This window comes from Bacillus proteolyticus (genome assembly GCF_001884065.1).
Classification (GTDB): domain Bacteria; phylum Bacillota; class Bacilli; order Bacillales; family Bacillaceae_G; genus Bacillus_A; species Bacillus_A proteolyticus.
On sequence record NZ_MACH01000081.1, the window covers coordinates 26,693 to 46,663 of the forward strand.

21 protein-coding genes and 1 pseudogene are annotated in these 19,971 nt (G+C 34.5%); 5 read left to right on the forward strand and 17 right to left on the reverse strand.

Annotated features, from left to right (window positions below):
- Window positions 1-31 precede the first annotated feature (31 nt).
- Window positions 32-967, reverse strand: coding sequence for an aldo/keto reductase (locus BAQ49_RS12860; RefSeq protein ID WP_071745633.1), 936 nt, complete (start codon window positions 965-967; stop codon window positions 32-34).
- A 107-nt stretch (window positions 968-1,074) separates the two neighbouring features.
- Between BAQ49_RS12860 and BAQ49_RS12865 the strand changes: the two genes are divergently transcribed.
- Entirely contained in the window at window positions 1,075-1,383 is a 309-nt protein-coding gene (locus BAQ49_RS12865) for an ArsR/SmtB family transcription factor (RefSeq protein WP_071745634.1), read from the forward strand.
- Window positions 1,384-1,423: 40 nt separating this feature from the next.
- Here BAQ49_RS12865 and BAQ49_RS12870 read toward each other — a convergent pair whose 3' ends face one another.
- The 3 genes from BAQ49_RS12870 to BAQ49_RS12880 all read right to left on the reverse strand — a co-directional run bounded on the left by BAQ49_RS12870 (window position 1,424) and on the right by BAQ49_RS12880 (window position 4,996).
- The gene (locus BAQ49_RS12870) at window positions 1,424-2,374 is read right to left on the reverse strand and encodes a serine protease (protein WP_071745635.1); all 951 of its coding nucleotides are present in this window, start codon (window positions 2,372-2,374) and stop codon (window positions 1,424-1,426) included.
- Window positions 2,375-2,709: 335 nt separating this feature from the next.
- Window positions 2,710-2,997, reverse strand: a complete 288-nt coding sequence (locus tag BAQ49_RS12875) for an AbrB/MazE/SpoVT family DNA-binding domain-containing protein (RefSeq protein WP_000648281.1) — start codon at window positions 2,995-2,997, stop codon at window positions 2,710-2,712.
- A gap of 118 nt (window positions 2,998-3,115) precedes the next feature.
- Complete coding sequence (locus BAQ49_RS12880) at window positions 3,116-4,996, reverse strand: FtsX-like permease family protein (RefSeq protein WP_071745636.1); 1,881 nt, start codon at window positions 4,994-4,996, stop codon at window positions 3,116-3,118.
- 271 nt (window positions 4,997-5,267) lie between these two features.
- Here BAQ49_RS12880 and nadE point away from each other — a divergent pair, with 271 nt between their 5' ends.
- Complete coding sequence (gene nadE / locus BAQ49_RS12885; protein WP_071745637.1) at window positions 5,268-6,086, forward strand: NAD(+) synthase; 819 nt, start codon at window positions 5,268-5,270, stop codon at window positions 6,084-6,086.
- A gap of 43 nt (window positions 6,087-6,129) precedes the next feature.
- Here the strand turns inward: nadE and BAQ49_RS12890 are convergent, their stop codons facing one another.
- From BAQ49_RS12890 to BAQ49_RS12905, 4 genes and pseudogenes are all read right to left on the reverse strand, one after another.
- Complete coding sequence (locus tag BAQ49_RS12890; protein ID WP_071745638.1) at window positions 6,130-6,591, reverse strand: NUDIX hydrolase; 462 nt, start codon at window positions 6,589-6,591, stop codon at window positions 6,130-6,132.
- A gap of 29 nt (window positions 6,592-6,620) precedes the next feature.
- Window positions 6,621-6,737: pseudogene (locus BAQ49_RS12895) on the reverse strand (DUF4083 family protein); the annotation flags it as partial.
- Between the two features lie 108 nt (window positions 6,738-6,845).
- The gene (locus BAQ49_RS12900; RefSeq protein WP_071745640.1) at window positions 6,846-8,006 is read right to left on the reverse strand and encodes a transglutaminase domain-containing protein; all 1,161 of its coding nucleotides are present in this window, start codon (window positions 8,004-8,006) and stop codon (window positions 6,846-6,848) included.
- 145 nt (window positions 8,007-8,151) lie between these two features.
- Complete coding sequence (locus BAQ49_RS12905) at window positions 8,152-8,904, reverse strand: YwqG family protein (protein ID WP_071745641.1); 753 nt, start codon at window positions 8,902-8,904, stop codon at window positions 8,152-8,154.
- A gap of 224 nt (window positions 8,905-9,128) precedes the next feature.
- Here BAQ49_RS12905 and BAQ49_RS12910 point away from each other — a divergent pair, with 224 nt between their 5' ends.
- Together BAQ49_RS12910 and BAQ49_RS12915 are read left to right on the forward strand one after the other, a co-directional pair.
- Window positions 9,129-9,287, forward strand: coding sequence for a YjcZ family sporulation protein (locus BAQ49_RS12910; protein WP_002118476.1), 159 nt, complete (start codon window positions 9,129-9,131; stop codon window positions 9,285-9,287).
- A gap of 87 nt (window positions 9,288-9,374) precedes the next feature.
- Complete coding sequence (locus BAQ49_RS12915) at window positions 9,375-10,340, forward strand: patatin-like phospholipase family protein (RefSeq protein WP_071745642.1); 966 nt, start codon at window positions 9,375-9,377, stop codon at window positions 10,338-10,340.
- Window positions 10,341-10,447: 107 nt separating this feature from the next.
- On the opposite strand, the gene BAQ49_RS12920 is transcribed toward BAQ49_RS12915, so the two are convergent.
- Together BAQ49_RS12920 and BAQ49_RS12925 are read right to left on the reverse strand one after the other, a co-directional pair.
- Complete coding sequence (locus BAQ49_RS12920) at window positions 10,448-10,615, reverse strand: DUF3933 family protein (RefSeq protein ID WP_000816371.1); 168 nt, start codon at window positions 10,613-10,615, stop codon at window positions 10,448-10,450.
- A 12-nt stretch (window positions 10,616-10,627) separates the two neighbouring features.
- Window positions 10,628-12,073, reverse strand: coding sequence for an aminotransferase-like domain-containing protein (locus BAQ49_RS12925; RefSeq protein ID WP_116733453.1), 1,446 nt, complete (start codon window positions 12,071-12,073; stop codon window positions 10,628-10,630).
- 118 nt (window positions 12,074-12,191) lie between these two features.
- Here BAQ49_RS12925 and BAQ49_RS12930 point away from each other — a divergent pair, with 118 nt between their 5' ends.
- A complete protein-coding gene (locus BAQ49_RS12930; protein ID WP_071745644.1) occupies window positions 12,192-12,809 on the forward strand; it encodes a LysE/ArgO family amino acid transporter in 618 nt (205 codons plus the stop codon).
- Window positions 12,810-12,917: 108 nt separating this feature from the next.
- Here BAQ49_RS12930 and bcbE read toward each other — a convergent pair whose 3' ends face one another.
- The 7 genes from bcbE to BAQ49_RS12965 all read right to left on the reverse strand — a co-directional run bounded on the left by bcbE (window position 12,918) and on the right by BAQ49_RS12965 (window position 19,943).
- Window positions 12,918-14,171 (reverse strand): bacillibactin exporter BcbE, encoded by a 1,254-nt coding sequence (gene bcbE, locus BAQ49_RS12935; protein WP_084667415.1) that lies wholly within the window; start codon window positions 14,169-14,171, stop codon window positions 12,918-12,920.
- A gap of 218 nt (window positions 14,172-14,389) precedes the next feature.
- Window positions 14,390-14,596 carry an alpha/beta-type small acid-soluble spore protein gene (locus tag BAQ49_RS12940; RefSeq protein ID WP_000113539.1) on the reverse strand — a complete coding sequence of 69 codons (207 nt, stop codon included), beginning with the start codon at window positions 14,594-14,596 and terminating at the stop codon, window positions 14,390-14,392.
- 124 nt (window positions 14,597-14,720) lie between these two features.
- Entirely contained in the window at window positions 14,721-15,563 is an 843-nt protein-coding gene (locus tag BAQ49_RS12945; RefSeq protein WP_071745645.1) for a sugar phosphate isomerase/epimerase family protein, read from the reverse strand.
- A gap of 37 nt (window positions 15,564-15,600) precedes the next feature.
- Entirely contained in the window at window positions 15,601-16,584 is a 984-nt protein-coding gene (locus BAQ49_RS12950; protein WP_071745646.1) for a DUF6005 family protein, read from the reverse strand.
- Window positions 16,585-16,607: 23 nt separating this feature from the next.
- A complete protein-coding gene (gene asbD, locus BAQ49_RS12955) occupies window positions 16,608-16,883 on the reverse strand; it encodes a petrobactin biosynthesis protein AsbD (RefSeq protein ID WP_071745647.1) in 276 nt (91 codons plus the stop codon).
- On the reverse strand, window positions 16,880-18,118 hold the full coding sequence (locus BAQ49_RS12960) for an AMP-binding protein (protein WP_071745648.1): 1,239 nt from the start codon (window positions 18,116-18,118) through the stop codon (window positions 16,880-16,882). Before BAQ49_RS12960 ends, asbD begins: the two co-directional genes overlap by 4 nt.
- Complete coding sequence (locus BAQ49_RS12965; protein ID WP_071745649.1) at window positions 18,105-19,943, reverse strand: IucA/IucC family protein; 1,839 nt, start codon at window positions 19,941-19,943, stop codon at window positions 18,105-18,107. The genes BAQ49_RS12960 and BAQ49_RS12965 overlap by 14 nt, the downstream gene beginning before the upstream one ends.
- Window positions 19,944-19,971 lie beyond the last annotated feature (28 nt).

Sequence of the window (19,971 nt, forward strand, 5' to 3'; positions counted from 1 at the left end):
TATAAAAAGAGGGTACTATCCCTCTTTTCAACTAATCTTCTAATATAGATTCAATTTGTTTCATATCCTGTTCATTCAATAAAACGTCCACTGCTCTAACACTTTCTCTTATTTGCGCTGCTCGCTTCCCGCCAGGAATAACAGTATCAATTCCTTCTTTATTTAATAACCATGCTAACGCTAAGTGAGATACTTCAATATTATTTTCTTTAGCTAAGTCTTTTAACTTTTCCACTTTCTTAAAGTTACTCTTATATGTATTTTCTTCAAATAGATTTACACTTTGGCGCCAATCGCCTTCATTCAATTTCAAATCTTCTGTATATTTACCACCTAATATTCCGAAAGCAAGTGGTCCATACGGAATAAATGAAATACCTGCTTCAATACAATACGGCAATAATTCTTCCCCAGCAGTGCGATCTAACATATTGTAAGGCGCTTGTACAACATCTATATCTCCATATCGATTTGCTTTTTTTAATTGTTCTACACTTACATTTGAAATCCCAATTGAACGAATTTTCCCTTCTTCTTTTAAACGGGTAAGCCCTCCAATTGAATCTATGTAACTTGTTTCAGGGTTTGTAAAATGTAAATAATATAAATCAATATAATCTGTCTGTAATCTTCTTAAACTATTTTCCACAGCATTTCTTAAATAGTTTGGTTCATTATTAATATGAACCTCTCCATTTAATAGCGGCTGTATTCCACCTTTTGTAGCAAGTACAAATTCGTGGCGTTTCTCTTTTATTACTTCTCCAACCAATTCCTCTGATCTACCGAAACCGTATGAATCCGCTGTATCAAAAAATGTAATACCTTGCTGAATAGCTTCTTCTATTAATCGCTTTCCTTCTTCCTCATTCACATCAGCGTATAAATTATGTCCCCCTACTGCATTCGTTCCTAACCCCAACTTAGAAATATTTATTCCTGCCTTTTGCAATTTTGTATACTTCATTTTTTATCCCCCTGTATTTCTATTGTTCGAATATAATCGAACAATAGAAATATACCACTTTGTATGTTATAGTGCAAATATCTTAACTTATACAAGCAGGTGAAAAAATGCGTACACTCTATCATCCGAACCGAGAGGAAATTCAATTCTCTTCAGTCTTATATGCACTTAGCGATCAAATCCGTTTACAAATTGTAAATATGTTACTTGAGAAAAATGAGCAATCTTGTGGTTCATTAAACATCACTATCGCGAAATCAACTTTATCTCATCATTTCAAGGTTTTACGTGAATCAGGTGTTATGTACACACGCCTTGAAGGAACACAACGTTTCATTTCAATTCGTGAAGAAGATTTAAATACTAGATTCCCTGGTTTATTAGATGTTGTAGTACATGCGACAGAACCATACTAAAAAACATCTCATATAAATATGAGATGTTTTTTAGTAATTACTATTCTTTTAATAAATCTATTAATCCATTCCCTTCAGATGTACGTTCATACCCTAAAGGCACAGTCCTTTTTATAAGTTGCGCGTATATTTCCGGCTCTGATAATTTTCTACCGTACTCTCTCTCACACTGCTTAATGAGAAGTGCTAACGCCCCAGCAACATGCGGCGTCGCCATTGAAGTACCACTTAATACTGCATATTTCCCCTCTGGATACGTAGACAGTATTTCATCACCCGGCGCTACTAAATCAATTTCTTGATTTGAATTACTAAAGCATGAAATTTTCCGCTCTAAATTAACAGCACCTACTTCGATTACTTCAGAATAAGCACCTGGAAAATCTAATTCTTCCGTATCATCGTTACAATCCCCATCATTTCCAGCAGCGCATACGACAAGTACGTCTTGTTTTACCGCATTTTGAATAGCTTCATGTAACTCTGGTACATCTTGTGGACCCCCAAGTGACATTGAAATAATTCTCACTTTCTCTTTATTCGGTCCTCTCCAATTTACAGCATAATGAATGGCCTCAATAATTTGCTCATAACTTCCAGAACCGTCTCCTGCTAATACTTTTAACACTAACATTTTAGCAAGTGGTGCGACTCCTAAAACACCGACACCATTTTCAGTCGCTACAATCGTCCCCGCTACATGAGTACCATGCCCATTATTATCAAGGTAAACTTTGGGATCTCCTTCATAATCTTTCGTGAAATTTCTTCCACCAATAATACGATCTTTTAAATCCACATGATTTATATCACAACCTGTATCTAAAACGGCAACGACAATGTCTTTCCCTTTCGCGCTCTTTTCCCATACTTGCGGAGCATGAATCAGTTGTACACCTGGTGGAATTTCATTTACTTGTTTAACCACCTTATTGACAGTAAACGGAATTAATTGTATACCTTTTTGTTTATTCGCTGTACTACTATTCATCGTAATCCCTCCTGAAAATGTATTATTTTCATTTCAGACCACCATTGAATACGTTTAAATTTAACATTCGTTTTATTCGTTCCATTTCCCTTCCTCTCAAATATTTCTCAATAAACAAAAGAAAAGGACCCATTAAATGGTCCTTTTCTTTTTCAGTTTTTCAATAGAATAATATAAAGTGAAACTATAATTAGTGGGGGTGTTCATCCCCCACTGATTATTAGCCCTCACCAATCGGGTGTTTACGGGCAGCAGGGTTTCCAACTAACTGCTTTGCTTCAGCCGAGTTTTGAGGTGGGAGTTTTACTGCCCACAAATAGCGGGATAAATTAAGACTAAATCTCACTCTTTTTCAAAAACTGCTCAATTTCTTTTATTACATGTTTTGCGCCTTCTATACTAACAGTAATGTTTCCATTTGCTAATGAAATATTTTGGTCTGAAACATCACCTGTTATTTGACAAGCATTGTAAGGCTGATATTTTTGTAAAATCACTTTGTCTTCTTCTACAAAAATTTCAAGTGGTGATTTGATCTGTATTCCTAATACATCTCGTAATTCTTTAGGAATAACTATCCGTCCCAATTCATCTACTTTTCGAATAATTCCTGTTGCTTTCATGTTACTCCCCCCTTACTCTCTATTATTTTTTCACCTCGCTATGTTCATTTTATCACTATATATTTGGTAATGGCTTACTCTTTTTAGAAAATATAGTACAAAAGTTAAAAAAACACATTTAACGAATTTTCAATCTTTCTTTCAATTGTTTTACATAACGAGCTCGTATAGTGACGAAATACAAAACTTGAATACTTACAAAAATACTTAATACAATCGTATTCTCTTTAAACAGTGAGTACTCAAACATTTGTCCTAACGCAGTTAATGCTACTGCCCCATGTAATGTTGCAACTCCAACTGGAACGAAGAATAAAAGCGCTAAGCGGATTGTGACTACTCTCGATAATTCGCCTCTCGTCAATCCAACTTTTCGAATCATTTCAAATAAACGAGTATCGTCCTCCAAATCCGAAAATAAGCGGAAGTAAAGGAAGCTTCCTGCACAAACAAAAAATACAATACCTATAAAGAAACCTACAAATAAAATTGGTCCTGCAATTTGTAAACTTTGATTTTGATCGTACTCTTCTGCACTAAGCGTTGCATGTTCTTGATAAGGCTTAATCTGATGTGTAAGCTCTTTACCAACCTCAATTTCATCTTTCGTTCCTTTTGTTTTATACATATAATCTTTTTCTTCTTTAAATCCATCTTGTAATGAATCATATTGATTATTAGAGATTACATAAACATTACCTCTTAATATTTTACTCAATGAAGACGAAGTAACTTTTTTCACTTTTAACTGTTCATTCATATTGGGTAAAGCGATTTCTTTTCTTTCTTTCATCGGTGGTCCAGGTATTTCAACTGACAAAAATAAAGCCTCTTTATTTGATACAATATTAAATGGTTCTCCTGTTAATTTTGCATATTCCTTATAATCCGATTCTTTTATAAAAGTAGCGCTTCTTAACGACTGCTCCTCCGTTTTTTTCGTAGAAATATTTATTTTTGAAGCTTCTATATTATATTTCTTTAATCCTTTGTCAATCATTTGTATATGCTGTATTTCGCTAGTATTTTCTTTCTTAGAGTGGTAATGAAACGCAATTGGTCTGTCCATAATTTCTTTCGTCATTGATGCAAATCCAACCAATGTACCTATTGCTGAAAATGCTACTGTTGAAATAATCGTTACAATAAAGAACATTCTTGCGTTATCTCTCATACGGTACGCTAAATCTGACAAAGTAATTATATTTGTTTGTGTCCAATAGAAACGTTTACTTTTTTTACATAATCGAATAATAAAGACGCTCAACCGCTTGTACAGCAAATACGTACCGATAGTGACTACCGTTGTAACAGGAATCATCATAATAAATACCATTGCACCATGTGACATAAGAGCGCCTACATACCCAACACTAAGCAATACTACTGCTAATATAGAAGAAATAATTGATGCTTTCGGTTCTGGCTTCGCCTCTGCTGATCCTCTAAACAACTTCATAATTTTATTTTTACGAACCATACCGGCACTAAATAAGGAAATGATAATAAATAATATGAAAAACATAATACTCGTTACAACTATCGCTTTCATCGGTATGTAATAGGATAAGGAAATATCTAGTTTTAATATCATTGGGGCTACAAAAATTAGTACTCCTGAAAACAGCATACCTGAAAGAATCCCGAAAATAATTGCCCCTATTCCAATCATGATATTTTCAAAGAAGATAAGACGCTTTAATTGATATTTCGTCATTCCAAGCATCATTAATATCCCTAGCTCACGTTTTCTCGTTTTTAAAAACATTCCCATAGAATATAAAATGAAGAAAAATGTAAACAAGTAAATAATAGACTGTGCAAAAGACATACTTACGAATACGTACCGTCCTAATTGTCCAGCACTTAATGCTGGATGAAACGCAAAAAATGAATACACAAAAAAGGCCATAATAGCAAATGCACTACTCAAAAAATATGCTGAATATGTTCGTCTATTTCGCGTTACATTTCGAAATGCAAGTTCTCTAATGTTCATACTACTTCTCCGCCCTTCTACTAACTTTGCTTTTTTATATTAGTAAAATTCGGAAATCCCTTCCATCGATTCAAATGACAAAAACCTTACAGTTTTGAAAGGTTTAAAAAAATTGCTTATACAAAACAGTTTATTTATAATAACTTCATTCATATTCATACACGCATCCTATTGTATATTCGTTAGTTTTGCGAAATAATAAAGGATAGAAGTATGTACCAATATACATATAAACTTATTTACCGCTTTAATACGAATAGGAGGAAACATAATGACATTACAAGAACAGATTATGAAAGCATTACATGTTCAGCCTGTAATTGATCCGAAAGCAGAAATCCGTAAACGTGTTGATTTCTTAAAAGATTATGTGAAAAAAACAGGTGCGAAAGGATTTGTACTTGGAATTAGTGGTGGACAAGACTCTACATTAGCTGGACGTTTAGCTCAGCTTGCAGTTGAGGAAATTCGTAATGAAGGTGGGAACGCAACGTTTATCGCTGTACGCCTTCCTTATAAAGTGCAAAAAGATGAAGATGATGCACAATTAGCATTACAATTTATTCAAGCCGATCAATCTGTTGCATTTGATATCGCTTCAACTGTTGATTCCTTCTCAAATCAATATGAAAACTTATTAGGTGAATCATTAACAGATTTCAATAAAGGAAACGTAAAAGCACGCATTCGCATGGTTACACAATACGCAATCGGCGGACAACAAGGACTACTTGTTATCGGAACAGATCACGCTGCAGAAGCTGTAACAGGATTCTTTACAAAATTCGGAGATGGTGGTGCAGACCTATTACCATTAACGGGATTAACGAAACGCCAAGGACGCGCTCTATTACAAGAGCTAAATGCGGACGAGCGACTTTACTTAAAAATGCCAACAGCTGATTTATTAGATGAAAAACCAGGTCAAGCTGATGAAACAGAGTTAGGTATTACGTATGATCAACTAGATGACTATTTAGAAGGTAAAGCAGTTCCAGCTGACGTTGCTGAAAAGATTGAGAAGCGTTACACAGTAAGTGAACATAAGAGACAAGTTCCAGCATCAATGTTTGATGATTGGTGGAAATAGAACATAAAAAAGAAGCTAATCTCTTTTAGCTTCTTTTTTTATGTTAGCGATATACTCCTACTCTTTTCTCCAATAAATCTTGCAAGCAATCTTCATGTTGTTTACAAAATAACGGAGGCATTTTGTCTAACGGGAAAAACTTCAAATCCAACGTTTCATCACCGTCTACTTTTTTCTCTCCTCCGGTAATTGAGCATGAAAAAACTATCACAATTGACTGGGCTCTGTCTCCATTTGGATATGTTTGAAAATATTTTGTATACACCCCGATAAGCTCATTTATTTCTACATCATAACCTGTTTCTTCTTTTATTTCTCGAATCGCAGTTTCTGCGGCAGATTCTCCGATTTCCATTGCACCGCCCGGAAATCCCCAAGCGTTAAAATCACCTCTTTTTTGCAGTAATACTTCTCCATGTTCATTCAACACACAACCACCTGCAAAGTTTAAGAAAACGCAGTCGTGCCCTACTTTTTCACGTAATTCTTTTATATAATTAGCCATGCTCTTCCCCTTTTCATACATCTTCTATCGCTGTTTTGCAATGATATTCTAATAAACAAAGTAAATGATATGAAAAACAAAACGATAAGTCCGATTACTAAACAATTATATATCAATGTAAATATATTATTTTCGAACAAATTCATTCAGCTTTCACATCCTCTATTTCCAATTATTTTATCACACAATTCAAAACAGTCAATATAATGATTATAAAACGCAAAAAGAGCACCTTTTAAAGATGCTCTTTTTCATTAATACGTAAATGTAATTGTCGCTAACGAATAACCTGTCATTGCACTATATGGCGCAACTTGATAAGATACACGCTTTGCACCTTTTGGCCAAGTTATTTCATCTAGTACTTTCTTTATATCTTGCATTGTTCCATCCATTGACTGCTTATATCGTACTTCTACTTTTTCTGGCTTGGAAGCAAATTGTTGCTGTAATTTTTTCTTAAACTCATTGTAATTTTCCGCTCCGTATTGTGCAGACAAGTACTTTAAATTTGTTTCTTTTAACATTTGTTCATATGCAGCAGTTTTTGAACTACCAGCTTTTATTTTGTTTGTTAATTCACCAAAGTAACTTGTAGTTGCTGCTGGATATTTGCTACGATCCCATTCGTGATCTTTACTTAACTGCTCGTCTGACATATTAAAATATGAATATGTCACACGCCCAGCTTTATCCGGAACTGGATCATCGAATGTAGTATCGAGGTGGTACCACTTGTTATCAATGTTCACTAAATTCCATGCGTGAGCTTGTCCATTCCCTGTACCTGTTACAATATGATTTTGAATACCAGCTTCTTTTAGTAACTCATATGTTAACAATGTATACCCTTGGCAAACGGCAGAACGATTCGCTAACGCTTCATATGCTGTATACGCTTGATACGACGTATCATAAGATACATGTTTTACAACGTAATCATGAATAGCTTTTACTTTTTCATGTGCATCCATCCCCGGTTTTACAATTGAGCCTATAATCGATTTCACCTGGGATTTTACATATTGTGTTTGTTCTTTTGATTCACGGTATTTCACTTGCAGAGTAAATGTATAGTTCCCGGGCAGTCCTTTAATAGAATACTTAGTAGACGCTACATTATATTTTACATACTCATCAGCATCTACAATTTTATTAAACTCGCCATACAATTGATCCATAATATTTCTAGCATTTCTATCTTTTGTTTTATATGTGATTGTAATATTTTCTTCTCGATTATCAATCTGTTTTTTTAATTCTTTTCTGAAATCATTTAACAACTTTGCATCTGATTGTGCTGTCGCTACAGTTGAATTCGTAGCTGCATATGATACAGATGACGCTTGTAAGCCTCCCACTACTATAGTAGAACAAAGCAGCGCAGCTGTCATATACTTACTTGTCTTTCCCATTTCGTCACTCCTTACATTCTATAACTATACGAAAAAGTATCGTATAGTTTCAGAGTATACAATACTTTTTCGTATAGGTCATATGAGATTATGCATATTTAACATTGTAAAAAGGTTGTTCTTTTTACAAGAACAACCTTTTTCATTAACAAGTTTGTAATACGCAGCATGCATTTTCAAAACGTCGATTTTTTAAGTCTTCATTTCCAATACAGAAATAAAGCATCCCTAAATCTCCCCACATCATATTACAATTTTTAGTATCTGAATCAATTTGGAATAAAAGCGTCATTTGCTGCGGATCTATGTTCATATATTGTCCAGTCTCGTACAATACCTCATCTTGTACAGAGAATGGCTCACCAAACATTTGATGGTTATCGTAGTTGTCTGGAATTAGCTCTTCAAGTAATTGCAAGAAACGATCTGAATCAGCCTCATCTTCAATGAAAAGCTCTGGCAATTTATACGTTAATTCAAATGAAATTGCACATTGGTTAAATTCCCCCTGAACTTCATCTACTCTTCGTAAATGCTCTACAGGGATATCATAATAAAGTACACGCCCGGCCTCGTTTGGATTTACATCTTCTTCAAAATAATTTTCAATACTAAAGAAATATAACATTCCTGCCTTAGGAAGATTGTGCTCCATACCAACATTTTGTAAATCATTTAAATTAAATTGAGCGATAAACTGTAACGGATTTCCTTTATATGTTGGATATTCAAATGAATCCGGTAAATCAGGAACTCCCCCCATTTTCGAACTACCTATCGCAATCATTTCTTGTTGCTTTGGCACAACTTTTACACAAGGAAATACAGTATTAATAAGTTCCTCTTTTAAATGTGACAGTCCATATTTATCAATTAATACTTCAATTTTTTTATCCATAAATTCTCCTTACATTTACATACTTATTTGTATCATAGCACAAAGATTATACTCCATTTATCGTAAAATCAACAAGCCTTCAAAAAAACGGGCTCATCCTTCATACGCGAACAAGTTTAAAAAAGCATAGTATACATTGTTCCTACAAACACGATAGTTCATTATTTCTTCCAGTACATTTTCCCCTCGTTCATTTTTATTTTTAATTTAAGGAGGAATTCCACATGGGTTACGGATATAGTTGCGGTGGCTACGGCGGTGGTTACGGTTACGGCGGTAGTTGCGGTGGTTGTGGTTATGGAGGTTTCGCTTTATTAATCGTTTTATTTATCCTTCTAATCATCATCGGAGCTAGCTGTTGGGGCGGCGGATTCGGCTGCTAGTAAACTTAAAAACTATTGTAAAAAAGCACGTACAATACGTGCTTTTTTGCCATTTTCAAATCTTTTATTCGAAAGGAAGTATGATTGATGAAGATTGATGGTGTTTTTGAAGGAGGCGGTGTACGCGGAATTGCGCATGTAGGGGCAATTTGCGCGTTAGCTGAAAAAGGCTATGAATGGGAGCGTGTAGCTGGAACATCAGCTGGTTCAATTATCGCAGCGCTCCTAGCAGCAGGATACTCTTGTTCAGAGTTAAAAACGATAATAACTGATATTGATTATAATAAATTTACGAAGAAAACCTTTATTGACAGACTCCCGTTTATCGGTAAAGGATTAAGCGCATGGACTACTCTTGGTATTTACTCTAATATTTTTATAGAAGAATGGATTGAAGAATTACTTCGAAAAAAAGGAGTTCACTTATTTACAGATTTACCTGATTTAAATAAGCTTAAAATTATCGCTTCTGATATAAGTAATGGTAAAATGGTTGTCTTCCCCGATGATTTGCCGAACTATGGATTTTTAAATTATCGCTTCTCTATTGCTAAAGCTGTAAGAATGAGTAGTACAATCCCCTTCTTCTTTGAACCCGTGAAATGGAGAACCCCAAAATGGAAGCAACCTTGTTATATGGTTGATGGAGGGATTTTAAGCAATTACCCAATTTGGATTTTCGACTCACCTACCTCTCCTCGCTGGCCGACTTTTGGGTTTCATTTTGTAAAAGATGCGATCCAAGCTGATCCTGCCCACTATAACGAACCTATCTCCATGTTCAAAGGACTATTTAAAACTATGATGCAAGCCCATGATTTACGTCATTTAGACAAGGAATCTAAAGCAAGAACGATTACAATTCCAACGGGATCCATTACAAGTACAAACTTTGAGTTAACAAAGGAAGAAAAAGAGTGGCTTTACAATTCTGGCTATAACGCTGCAAATAAGTTTGTACAATCTTGGAACTTCAGACAATATATTGATGAATATAGAAACGGAAATCAGGACCGAAAAACAAATCGGTATTTCCGGCAACTTGACTCATAATACTATTATTTTTCATATGAGAACACTTAACGCTTTCAAAAAAACAAGCCTAGTAATATCATATATTACTAGGCTTATTTACTTCTTGTATAATTATTATACGTTGCTTAAGGGTAAGTTAACCCTTCAGCTTCCTCAGCAGTAATAACTGTGTATCGATTTCCCGTTCGTAATCCTAACAATTCTGCTTTTTCAATTGCATCCTGCTTCGTCTCCGCATAAGCGGCTAAATATTTATCCCCATCGATAATTTGGCAAATTACATATTGTTTCATTATTTTCTCCTCTTACATTTTCATTAGTTGTGCAAGTTTTTTTATACCTATTTCAATTTCTTCTAACGTTGCGTATGAATATGATAGGCGCAAAAATTGGTTTGCACTTCTATCATACAAAGTACCTGGATTTAATAAAATCTTTTCTTGCAAAGCTTTGTCAAATAAGCTACGGTTTGAAACGGGTACATTCATATGTAACCAAATATAAAAACCACCTGTCGGTTCATACCATGTTGCTATATCATGACAATATTTCTCTAACATTTGTAACATAAAATCTCTGCGCTTTTTCAATTTAATTCTTACAAACTGTAAATGTTCATCATACAATCCATTTGTAAACCATTCCGCTGCAATTTGCTGGGATATAGAACTTGAACCATAATCTGTTTGCATTTTTATGTCTGCCAATCTTTGAATGACTGGCTCAGATCCAACAATCCATCCAATTCTTAATCCTGGACTAATTACTTTAGACATACTCCCTATATGTAGTACAATTCCGTTTTTATCATATGCTTTTAAAGGCTTTGAAACAGGCTCATCAAACCATAAGTCTTGGTACACTGCGTCCTCTATAATAGGCAATCCAATTTCATTACAGATTTCCATCACTTCTATGCGTTTCTTCGCATTCATACTAAAGTTCGTCGGATTATGAAAAGACGGGATTGTATATAAAATAGATGCATTAAATTGCTTCTTATATTTCGTAATATACGATGCATTTAAACCATTCTCATCCATTGGTATTCCAATTAAACGCATTCCTGCTGATTGAAATACATTAAGCGAATATAAATATGATGGTTTTTCTAATAAAATTGACGCTCCTTTCGGAAGAAGCCCCATAGAAATAAGTTGCAGTGCTTGAATTGCCCCTGAAACAATTAAAATAGAGTCAGGAGATACATATACCCCATGCCCTTTTAAGTATTCCGCAATTTTTTCTCTTAAATAAAGATTTCCTTTCGGTTCCTCATACCCAAGTGTAACATTTGATTGTAAAATTTTATTAATAATTTCCTTCATCTTTTTCTCAGGTAAGAGACTCGGCGCGAGCTCACCTGTTCCTAATCGAATTACATTGGGAGTAAATTCAGCTTGATTAATCTCTTGTACAGCAGGAAGATTTGGATAATGAAGCCCTGTTTCCACATAAGACCGCCAGTTAGGAGGGGGTGCATATGTGGCAGTACTCTCACTATTATTTATAACAATTGTTCCCTTCCGGCCATTCCCCTCAATATACCCTTTTGCTACTAATTCATCGAAAGCCATTACAATTGTACTTCGATTTACTTCAAACGTATGCGCCAAATCTCTTTGTGAAGGTAATTTAGTTCCAACTGTCCATTCCCCATTAACAATTCTTTCTTTTATATAAGATTCTATTTGTTTATATAATGGAATAGGTGAAAACATATTAGGTTTCCAAACTAACCTTTCCATCATATCACCTCACATTTTTTTGGTTGGTAACCTATCCAACCATATGGATGGATACAAACTTTCTTTTCTTTTATACAATATACACTATCATAATTAATCACATTAAGTAGGAGGTAATATGATGAATGAAGCAATTATTCACGGTATCATCCTTGCATTTGGTCTTATTATTCCATTAGGTGTCCAAAATGTTTTTGTCTTTAACCAATGTGCTAGCCAACCAAATATTTGGAGAGTAGCCCCTGTAGTATTAACTGCATCTATATGTGATACGTTGCTAATTTTAATTGCTGTACAAGGTGTATCCCTTGTACTCCTTACTTTTTCTTGGTTAACAACTACTCTGTATATGATTGGATTTTTCTTTCTTATGTATATGGGCTGGGTTATTTGGAGAAGCGATCCTTCAAATGATGTAAAACAAGAAAAAAGCATGCCTTTAAAAAATCAAATTATTTTCGCCGCATCGGTTTCATTACTAAATCCACACGCAATTTTAGATACAATTGGTGTAATTGGAACAAACTCTATACAGTACATAGGAAGTGAGAAATGGGCTTTCACTTTGGCAACAATTATAGTTTCTTGGATTTGGTTTATTAGTTTAGCTTTTGCTGGAAAATTTCTAAAAGGATTAGACTCGACAGGAAAAACGATTACAGTATTAAATAAATTTTCAGGACTAATCATATGGGGAGTCGGGCTTTATATGTTAATACAAGTTATTTTCCCTAACTAAATAGCGTAAAACTTTAATCAGTGGGGGTTTCCCCACTGATTATTAGCCCACCAATAGCAGACAAAGAGAACCGCATGTTAATCATATAACACGCAATTCTCTTTCTAATTATGAATTCGGTTCCGATTTCTGTTTTACCATCATTGTATCTTTTGCTGGTTTAATCCAAATGATCGCTATGACGGCACCAATAATGGCGAAGATACTTGTTAAATAAAATATTTCATGATCCGCCCCTTTCATAAAAAAAGAATAAAGGGGTGGTCCAGCTGCTACACCGATAAATCGCATCGAACTATAAAATGACGTAACTGTCCCTCTCTGCTCTTTTTCAATTCCTTGTGTAATCAGAGCATCTAAACATGGTAACGCGATACCAATCCCTATCCCCATAATAACGAGGCAAAGAAGTAACAAATAGATTCCTTTTAGAAATAAAGGTAAAATGACAGATACAGCAGCCAGTAAAAATCCAATATAAATACACTTTTTCATAATATCTTGTTTATCTCCAATTTTTTTACCAGCCATATATGAGCTAAGTGATAGTACAAGCAAAGGAATAGCGAGTACACACCCTTTCCATATACCATGAATGTCGTACTTCGACTCCAGTATAGTTGACAGATAAAAAAGAATTCCGAATAAAATAAGCATAATAATTGCACCTAATATAAAAATGGCAATTAACCATCTCCCCTTTTCTCGAAACGTTGAGATGATAGATTGAATAAATTCTTTCAATGGCGGGACTGCTTCTTCTTGTTTCTTCGCCTTTACTAGCACCAATAATAAAACAATCGATATTACACATAAAACTGGAATTGCCCAAAATGGTAAGAACCATACAATCGCCGCAAGAGCTGATCCTAATATGGGACTTAATACTTTTCCAAATGTATTTGACGTCTCAATGATTCCTAAGCCTGCACTAACCTGTTTTTCATCTTTGTATAAATCACCTACACACGGTATGACGACTGGCATAGCACCAGCAGCACCTATCCCTTGAATTGCTCTTCCGATAAGAATCCAAACGTAAGGGTTATCAACTTTCCATGATACCCATCCCGTTATCGCTCCTCCAATCGCTGCAATTAATAAACTTGGAACCATTACCATCTTTCTACCCCATCTATCTGATAAATAACCAGCAATCGGTATTAGGATAATTGCAATGATAGAATAAATTGTAATAATTATGGATACTTGGAAAGATGAAATATGTAATTTCTTTTCAATGGTTGGCAGGATTGGAATAAGCATCGAATTACCTAACGTCATAACAAGTGGAACTGATGCAAGTGCAATTAAACAACAGTTTTCTTTTTTTAACATGCTGATTTCGGAACCTTTCATCATATATTTCTTACCATATAATAGCCCTGCTGGAAATTATGTTCACATTCCACCAGGGCTATTTCATCTTTACTACATTCCATTTACAACAAAAGAAATTGGATAAAATATAGCATTACTCCTATTCTTTGAATCCTGTTCACAATATATCCATACCAATTAATTGAAAATAAATAAAAAAGAAAGGAAGAATCCTTCCTTTCTCCTATAACCTTCTACATTTAGCGAGTATATCCGCCACCAAGCTGTTGTTCTGCCATCGCTACAAGGCGTTTTGTAATTTCACCGCCTACAGAACCGTTTGCACGTGAAGAAGTATCAGCTCCAAGTTGTACACCGAACTCTTGTGCAATTTCATATTTCATTTGATCTAGAGCTGCTTGTGCTCCATGTGATGCCAATTGATTAGCGTTACGATTTCTAGCCATTACCGATCACCTCCTTATTTATATATAAATTGTGTTAAATTCGAAATTAAATACATGGTAATTTTTGGTTATTTTTAACTATAAAAAAAGAGACTCTAAATAGAGACTCTTTTATCATTTTATATTACGAAGTTACTACCTCTAATGTTCTACCTGTTAATACTTTCATTTCTTCTTTTAATATATCTTTCGCATTGTGTCCAAACCATTCTAGCGAAGCAAAATAATCAGTACCTCTCACTTCCCGGATGATATCATCATAATTTACAATACCTTCAAATAATGGAACCATACCAATACGACTTCCCGCTGCGGCATATACATTATTAGGTTCAAATACATGTAAATAATCCGCTGACGATATATTCTTAAAATGGTAATGTTGTATCCACGGCCTTAGTCGATGAAAACTGTCTATTGGATCTGCACCAGACTCCCATATATGAAGAAAATCAAGGTTTATTTTCAAATTCGGATGATTTACTTCCTCTAATAATTCCAAAGTAGAAGGCAACGTATCCGTTAATGTATTTGGATGTGTTTCTAAAAGTACATACATATTATGCTTAGCAAACAAATCACAAATGTTGCGAATTCGCTTTACGTACTCTTTCCTTTCCTGTTCCGAGAAATCTTCGCTTCCTTTTTGTCCAGCAAACGTACGAATTTTATTCGTTTTAAACCAGTTAGCTAGTATTGAAAGTTGTTCACATTTCTCTATCGTTTTTTCAAAATCTGCCGATAATGATATGTCTAAATAATCACTGATCATCGTAATTTCCAAGTTTTTATCCTTTAAACAATTCAATTCTCGTTCTGTCGTTTCATACTCTTGCATATACAAATTTTGTGCATGAGTCCCCCACAATTCAATTCCTTCAAAACCGTTTTCATATGCAAATTGAACAATATCAGTAAATGAAATTAATTGATGACGAAAGGAAATAGTACATAACGAATATCTCATAGGTTTGAACTCCCTTATTTTAAATTCAGCTAGCTTTTTAATACGCTAAGACAGACTGGTTTGTTTTCATTTCTTTCCATAACAAAAACTGTCTCTCTAATTCAGCCTTAATTTGCAGTTCAATTGCATTCATTTCATCCAGTTTTTCAACAATTGATACTAACATACCTTTATTATTCGTCATTGCCATTTTAATTGCACGATACTGTACATTTGTAAATCCTTGTACAATATCTTCCACTCGATCACACCAATAATCAAATTCTTGCTCTGCATATTGTAACGTTTCACGGAAGTATGCAAAGGCATGCTCATAACTATATTTACGAATCGCAAGTACTGGAATTTGCTTTACTGCTTCTACAAGCCTAGAAAGCTCATACCCATCTTCCTCATTTGCCATTTTTATAATTAAATTTTTCAGCTCCATAGTCAGTTCATTGTCGTCCTTTTTAAATGTTTCAGTGAAATAACTAGCTACCATTTCTTGTGTTGGCTCCCCAATTCCTTCTACATCAATGAAATATCCTCCACCAAATGGGTTGTCTTGAACAGAGTGAAGTACTTTTTCTCTTTCCATATTCCCTTCCCAGCGAAAATCAGGATCTAGCATGAACCATTCTTCTTCTATCTCTGTTTTCGATATCATTAAATAATGCGGAAACGGTTTTTGATGAAATTTATTTTCCCTCTCTGGTAATAGGGACATATCAACCATTACAATTACAAAACGATGTTCAGGCTTATTTTCTACTAATTCTAAAAATGTTTCTACATTACTACTTTTATCTTTTGCATGATCATACCATTCGTTCACTTTAATACCGTACAATTTTTCATACCAAAGTAAGTAATTATCATGGTTAATATTTTCGGAATGATATGAAATAATTCCGCCTTCTGTTATATCAAAATCTCCATCCCATAGTCCAAAATAAAATGGACGAAAATCTATATCACTACGCCTTTTTATAATTTCACAAAAACAACTCACTAAACAGTGCACTTTAATTGAAGTCATACTCTCACCCACTTTCTCCAATGTTAGTTATTCATATTTACTTCTTGTAATGGCTGTAACTCCTCCATAAAATCAAGTAAAGATCCTACAGTAAGAAACGCCTTGGGATCTACCTCATCCTCTGGGACACATAACTTCAAATCCATCTCTATGTATACGATAAGCTGTAACATCATTACCGAATCTATATATAAATCTTGATTTAATCGCATCGTTTCTTCTAGATGCGTTACATTTTTCAGTTCCATTTTTCCTGTCATAATTTTCAATACTGCATCCTTTAACGTTTCACGTCTCATACTGTAACCTCCCCCATCTCTAGTAACTTTCTACTTACTTTTCCAGTTTTATTTTTCGGAATTTCAGTTACACTTTCAATTTCATATGGGACTTTATAAGACGGTAAGTGCTGAATGCACCATTCCCTTATTTGCACTGGATCAATATGAGAGATTACTTTCGCTTTAACAATTTCGCCCATCACAGGATGTTTTCCTCGATATACAATCGCCTCTTGAACACCTTCTAATCGAAGCATCATTTCTTCTACCTCTATAGGAAAGACTTTTAATCCTGAAACGTTAATTACATCATCCATGCGCCCCATAAAATGAAGGCCACGCTCGGATTTATACCCCAAATCTTTCGTAAAAATTTCTTTATCGTTAATCTTTACTACGATTTCTTCAGGCACGTTTTCATCTGAACCTATGCTTATACTCGCATGAGGTAGTGGCTTTCCTAAATCCAAATGACTTTCCATATCATGGCATATACTAATACAACCAGCTTCAGAACAACCATATTGCTGCATCATATACGTTGTCATTTCTTTTAGTTTATAAAACAATGCTTCTGGCAAAGGGGATCCGGATGTCATAATTTTATGAAACTGAAACGTTCCTAACGGAAAACTCCCCATAATATGTAACATAAGTGGTACTGCATATATGATATGTTTTTCTGTATTGCGAACTATATTTAATGCGAATTTAGGGTTTTTATTGGTAATGATTATCGGTTTACTTCCCCTCATAATTGCAGATAACGTACCACATATTAAACCGTATGAATGTGAAACAGGGGCCATAACGATCGGCACTTCATCTACTTCACAGTTTAAAGCTTCATTATACGCAGTAATTTCTGTATCAACTTCCGCCCATGCTCTACGAATCAGTTTCGGTTCTCCCGTGGTTCCTGAGCTATATTGCAATAAAGAAGGCTCTTCTAGTAATGAATTCACTACTTCTAATTTTGTAAAGTCACTACATTCCCCATATAACAGTCCCGTACACTTTGCACGTCTTGCCATTTCAATAGCCGTATCTTTTGGCGTATCTTCATGTATAAGAAGTACAGATGATTTCTTTTCTTTTAAGAAAAATACAATCGTAATAATATCAAATGGGTCTTTCAAACAAAGTGCAAATCTAGTTTCCTTTGCCTCTTGAAATTGTTCCATCTCCTCGTAAACTTGTAATCTCGATTCAAAATCATTTTTGCTATACTCCTGTTTATTAACGATTAGCATAATTTCCCCCTGTAACAACTGATTTTTGTATTGTAAGTTGCTTTGCTTTATACAATGGATTTGGAACTTCATGAACAAGTGATTCCACATCCAAATATAATCGACGCTTCGTTAATTGCTCGGCATAAAATGTAGGAGTGTATAATTGAATGTTTTCAAATCTATCTTTTAAATGTGGATATTTGCTTAAATGATTTTCAATTTCTTCAACAACCATCATCCAAAAACTTTCTTCTTTCCATTCATATTCATCCGCAAGTACGAAAGCTAATTCTCCTAAATTAAATAAGAAAAGGGCATCTAATACCATTTCTTGCAAACATTCCATACGATCCATTTCAAAGAAATCATTCATTTTTCCATTCGCATACGTTTTATGCATTTTAATAAAATCAGGACATTTTTCAACTTCTTTTAAGAATGGACGATAAAACTCAATCCCTTCATGAAAGTCCTTTAATGCAATACGGACAGGGATCCCTTCTCTATGGACGAAAATCATATTTTGACCGTGGGATTCTAATGCAATTCCATGCTCTATAACAAGATGTAAAACAGGTATTATCGCTTTTCGAATGAGTAATTGCAGCCAATTTTCTATTCCATATTTGTTTAACCATGGATCAATAATTGGTGTCCCATCTTTCTCTTTTGCATATAAGCCGTTAAAGGGAATTGCATCCTCTTGTGTATCCAAATACTTGCGAACGCTTTCACGCCAAATACATCCTAATGAACCATATACAGATTTCTTATTCGTATCATACGTTACACTCGAAAACTCATGTAACAAAATTATGCGCGATTCATCTCGTAAATACGAATCATTGCTTACGACATCATTTAACCAATTCGATATAGCTGGTGCACTCACAACAGAATATGGTTTCAACGTACGGAGCGTTGAAGTGTTGAGTATATTCAGCGATAACTTTACATATGGTTTCTTTGGATTCGTAACATTTCTTAACGTCCTCATAGATTGTTGCGCGCAATATTCATCCTCTGATTTTCCTAAATAAATAATAAATTTATCCTGTATATGATCAGCATAATTCGGGATAATGAAATTCTCCCACTGCCATGGATGAACAGGTATAAACACGTACTGTTTTGGATTACATCCCACATTATGAATTCGTTCCAAATACTCTTCTAATTTACGCTCTCCAATCTCCTCTATTAAAATGTTGTCATAAGTCACTTCATTCTTATAACCTACACTTGAGTATTTTTTATGAGCTGCAATCCATATGAGTTTCATTGGCTGCATAAACTCATATCCGTATTGAAAATTGTCACGATATTGAAAACCAATACGTGCTTTATAACTAGGATGATAGGGATGACCATCTATTAAATGACTTTCAAACTCATCATAAGATTTTTGAGTGTATTCTTCCTTATTATTTCTTTCATATTGTGCAATCGTGTCTTTAAATATCGTTTGTTCTAATTCGTGAATAAAAGAATCTAATCTGGCTTGTTCCACGTTAACAACGCGAAAAATTTCTTCCAAAAATTGCGACACAGATTGTATTTCTTGTTGTTCATCTTGGACTCTTACTATTAATGAGTCTAAAGAAATACGACCGAATGTCATCCGCTCTCTTCCATAACATTGGTACGAAACACTTTTGTCTTCTTCATCAAGTCCTTGTATAATAAACAGAATTTGTCCTTCCTTCTCAACACGAACTGGCGTTATAATCCCCTCATAAATTAACGATTCTACTAATTGACGTAACACCCTTCTTCGCACTGAAATGTAATCTTTTGATTCGAGTGCCCTCAATATTTTCGTGTGATACATGTCCACTCTCATAAATCCCTCCACTTCATTACAAAATCCC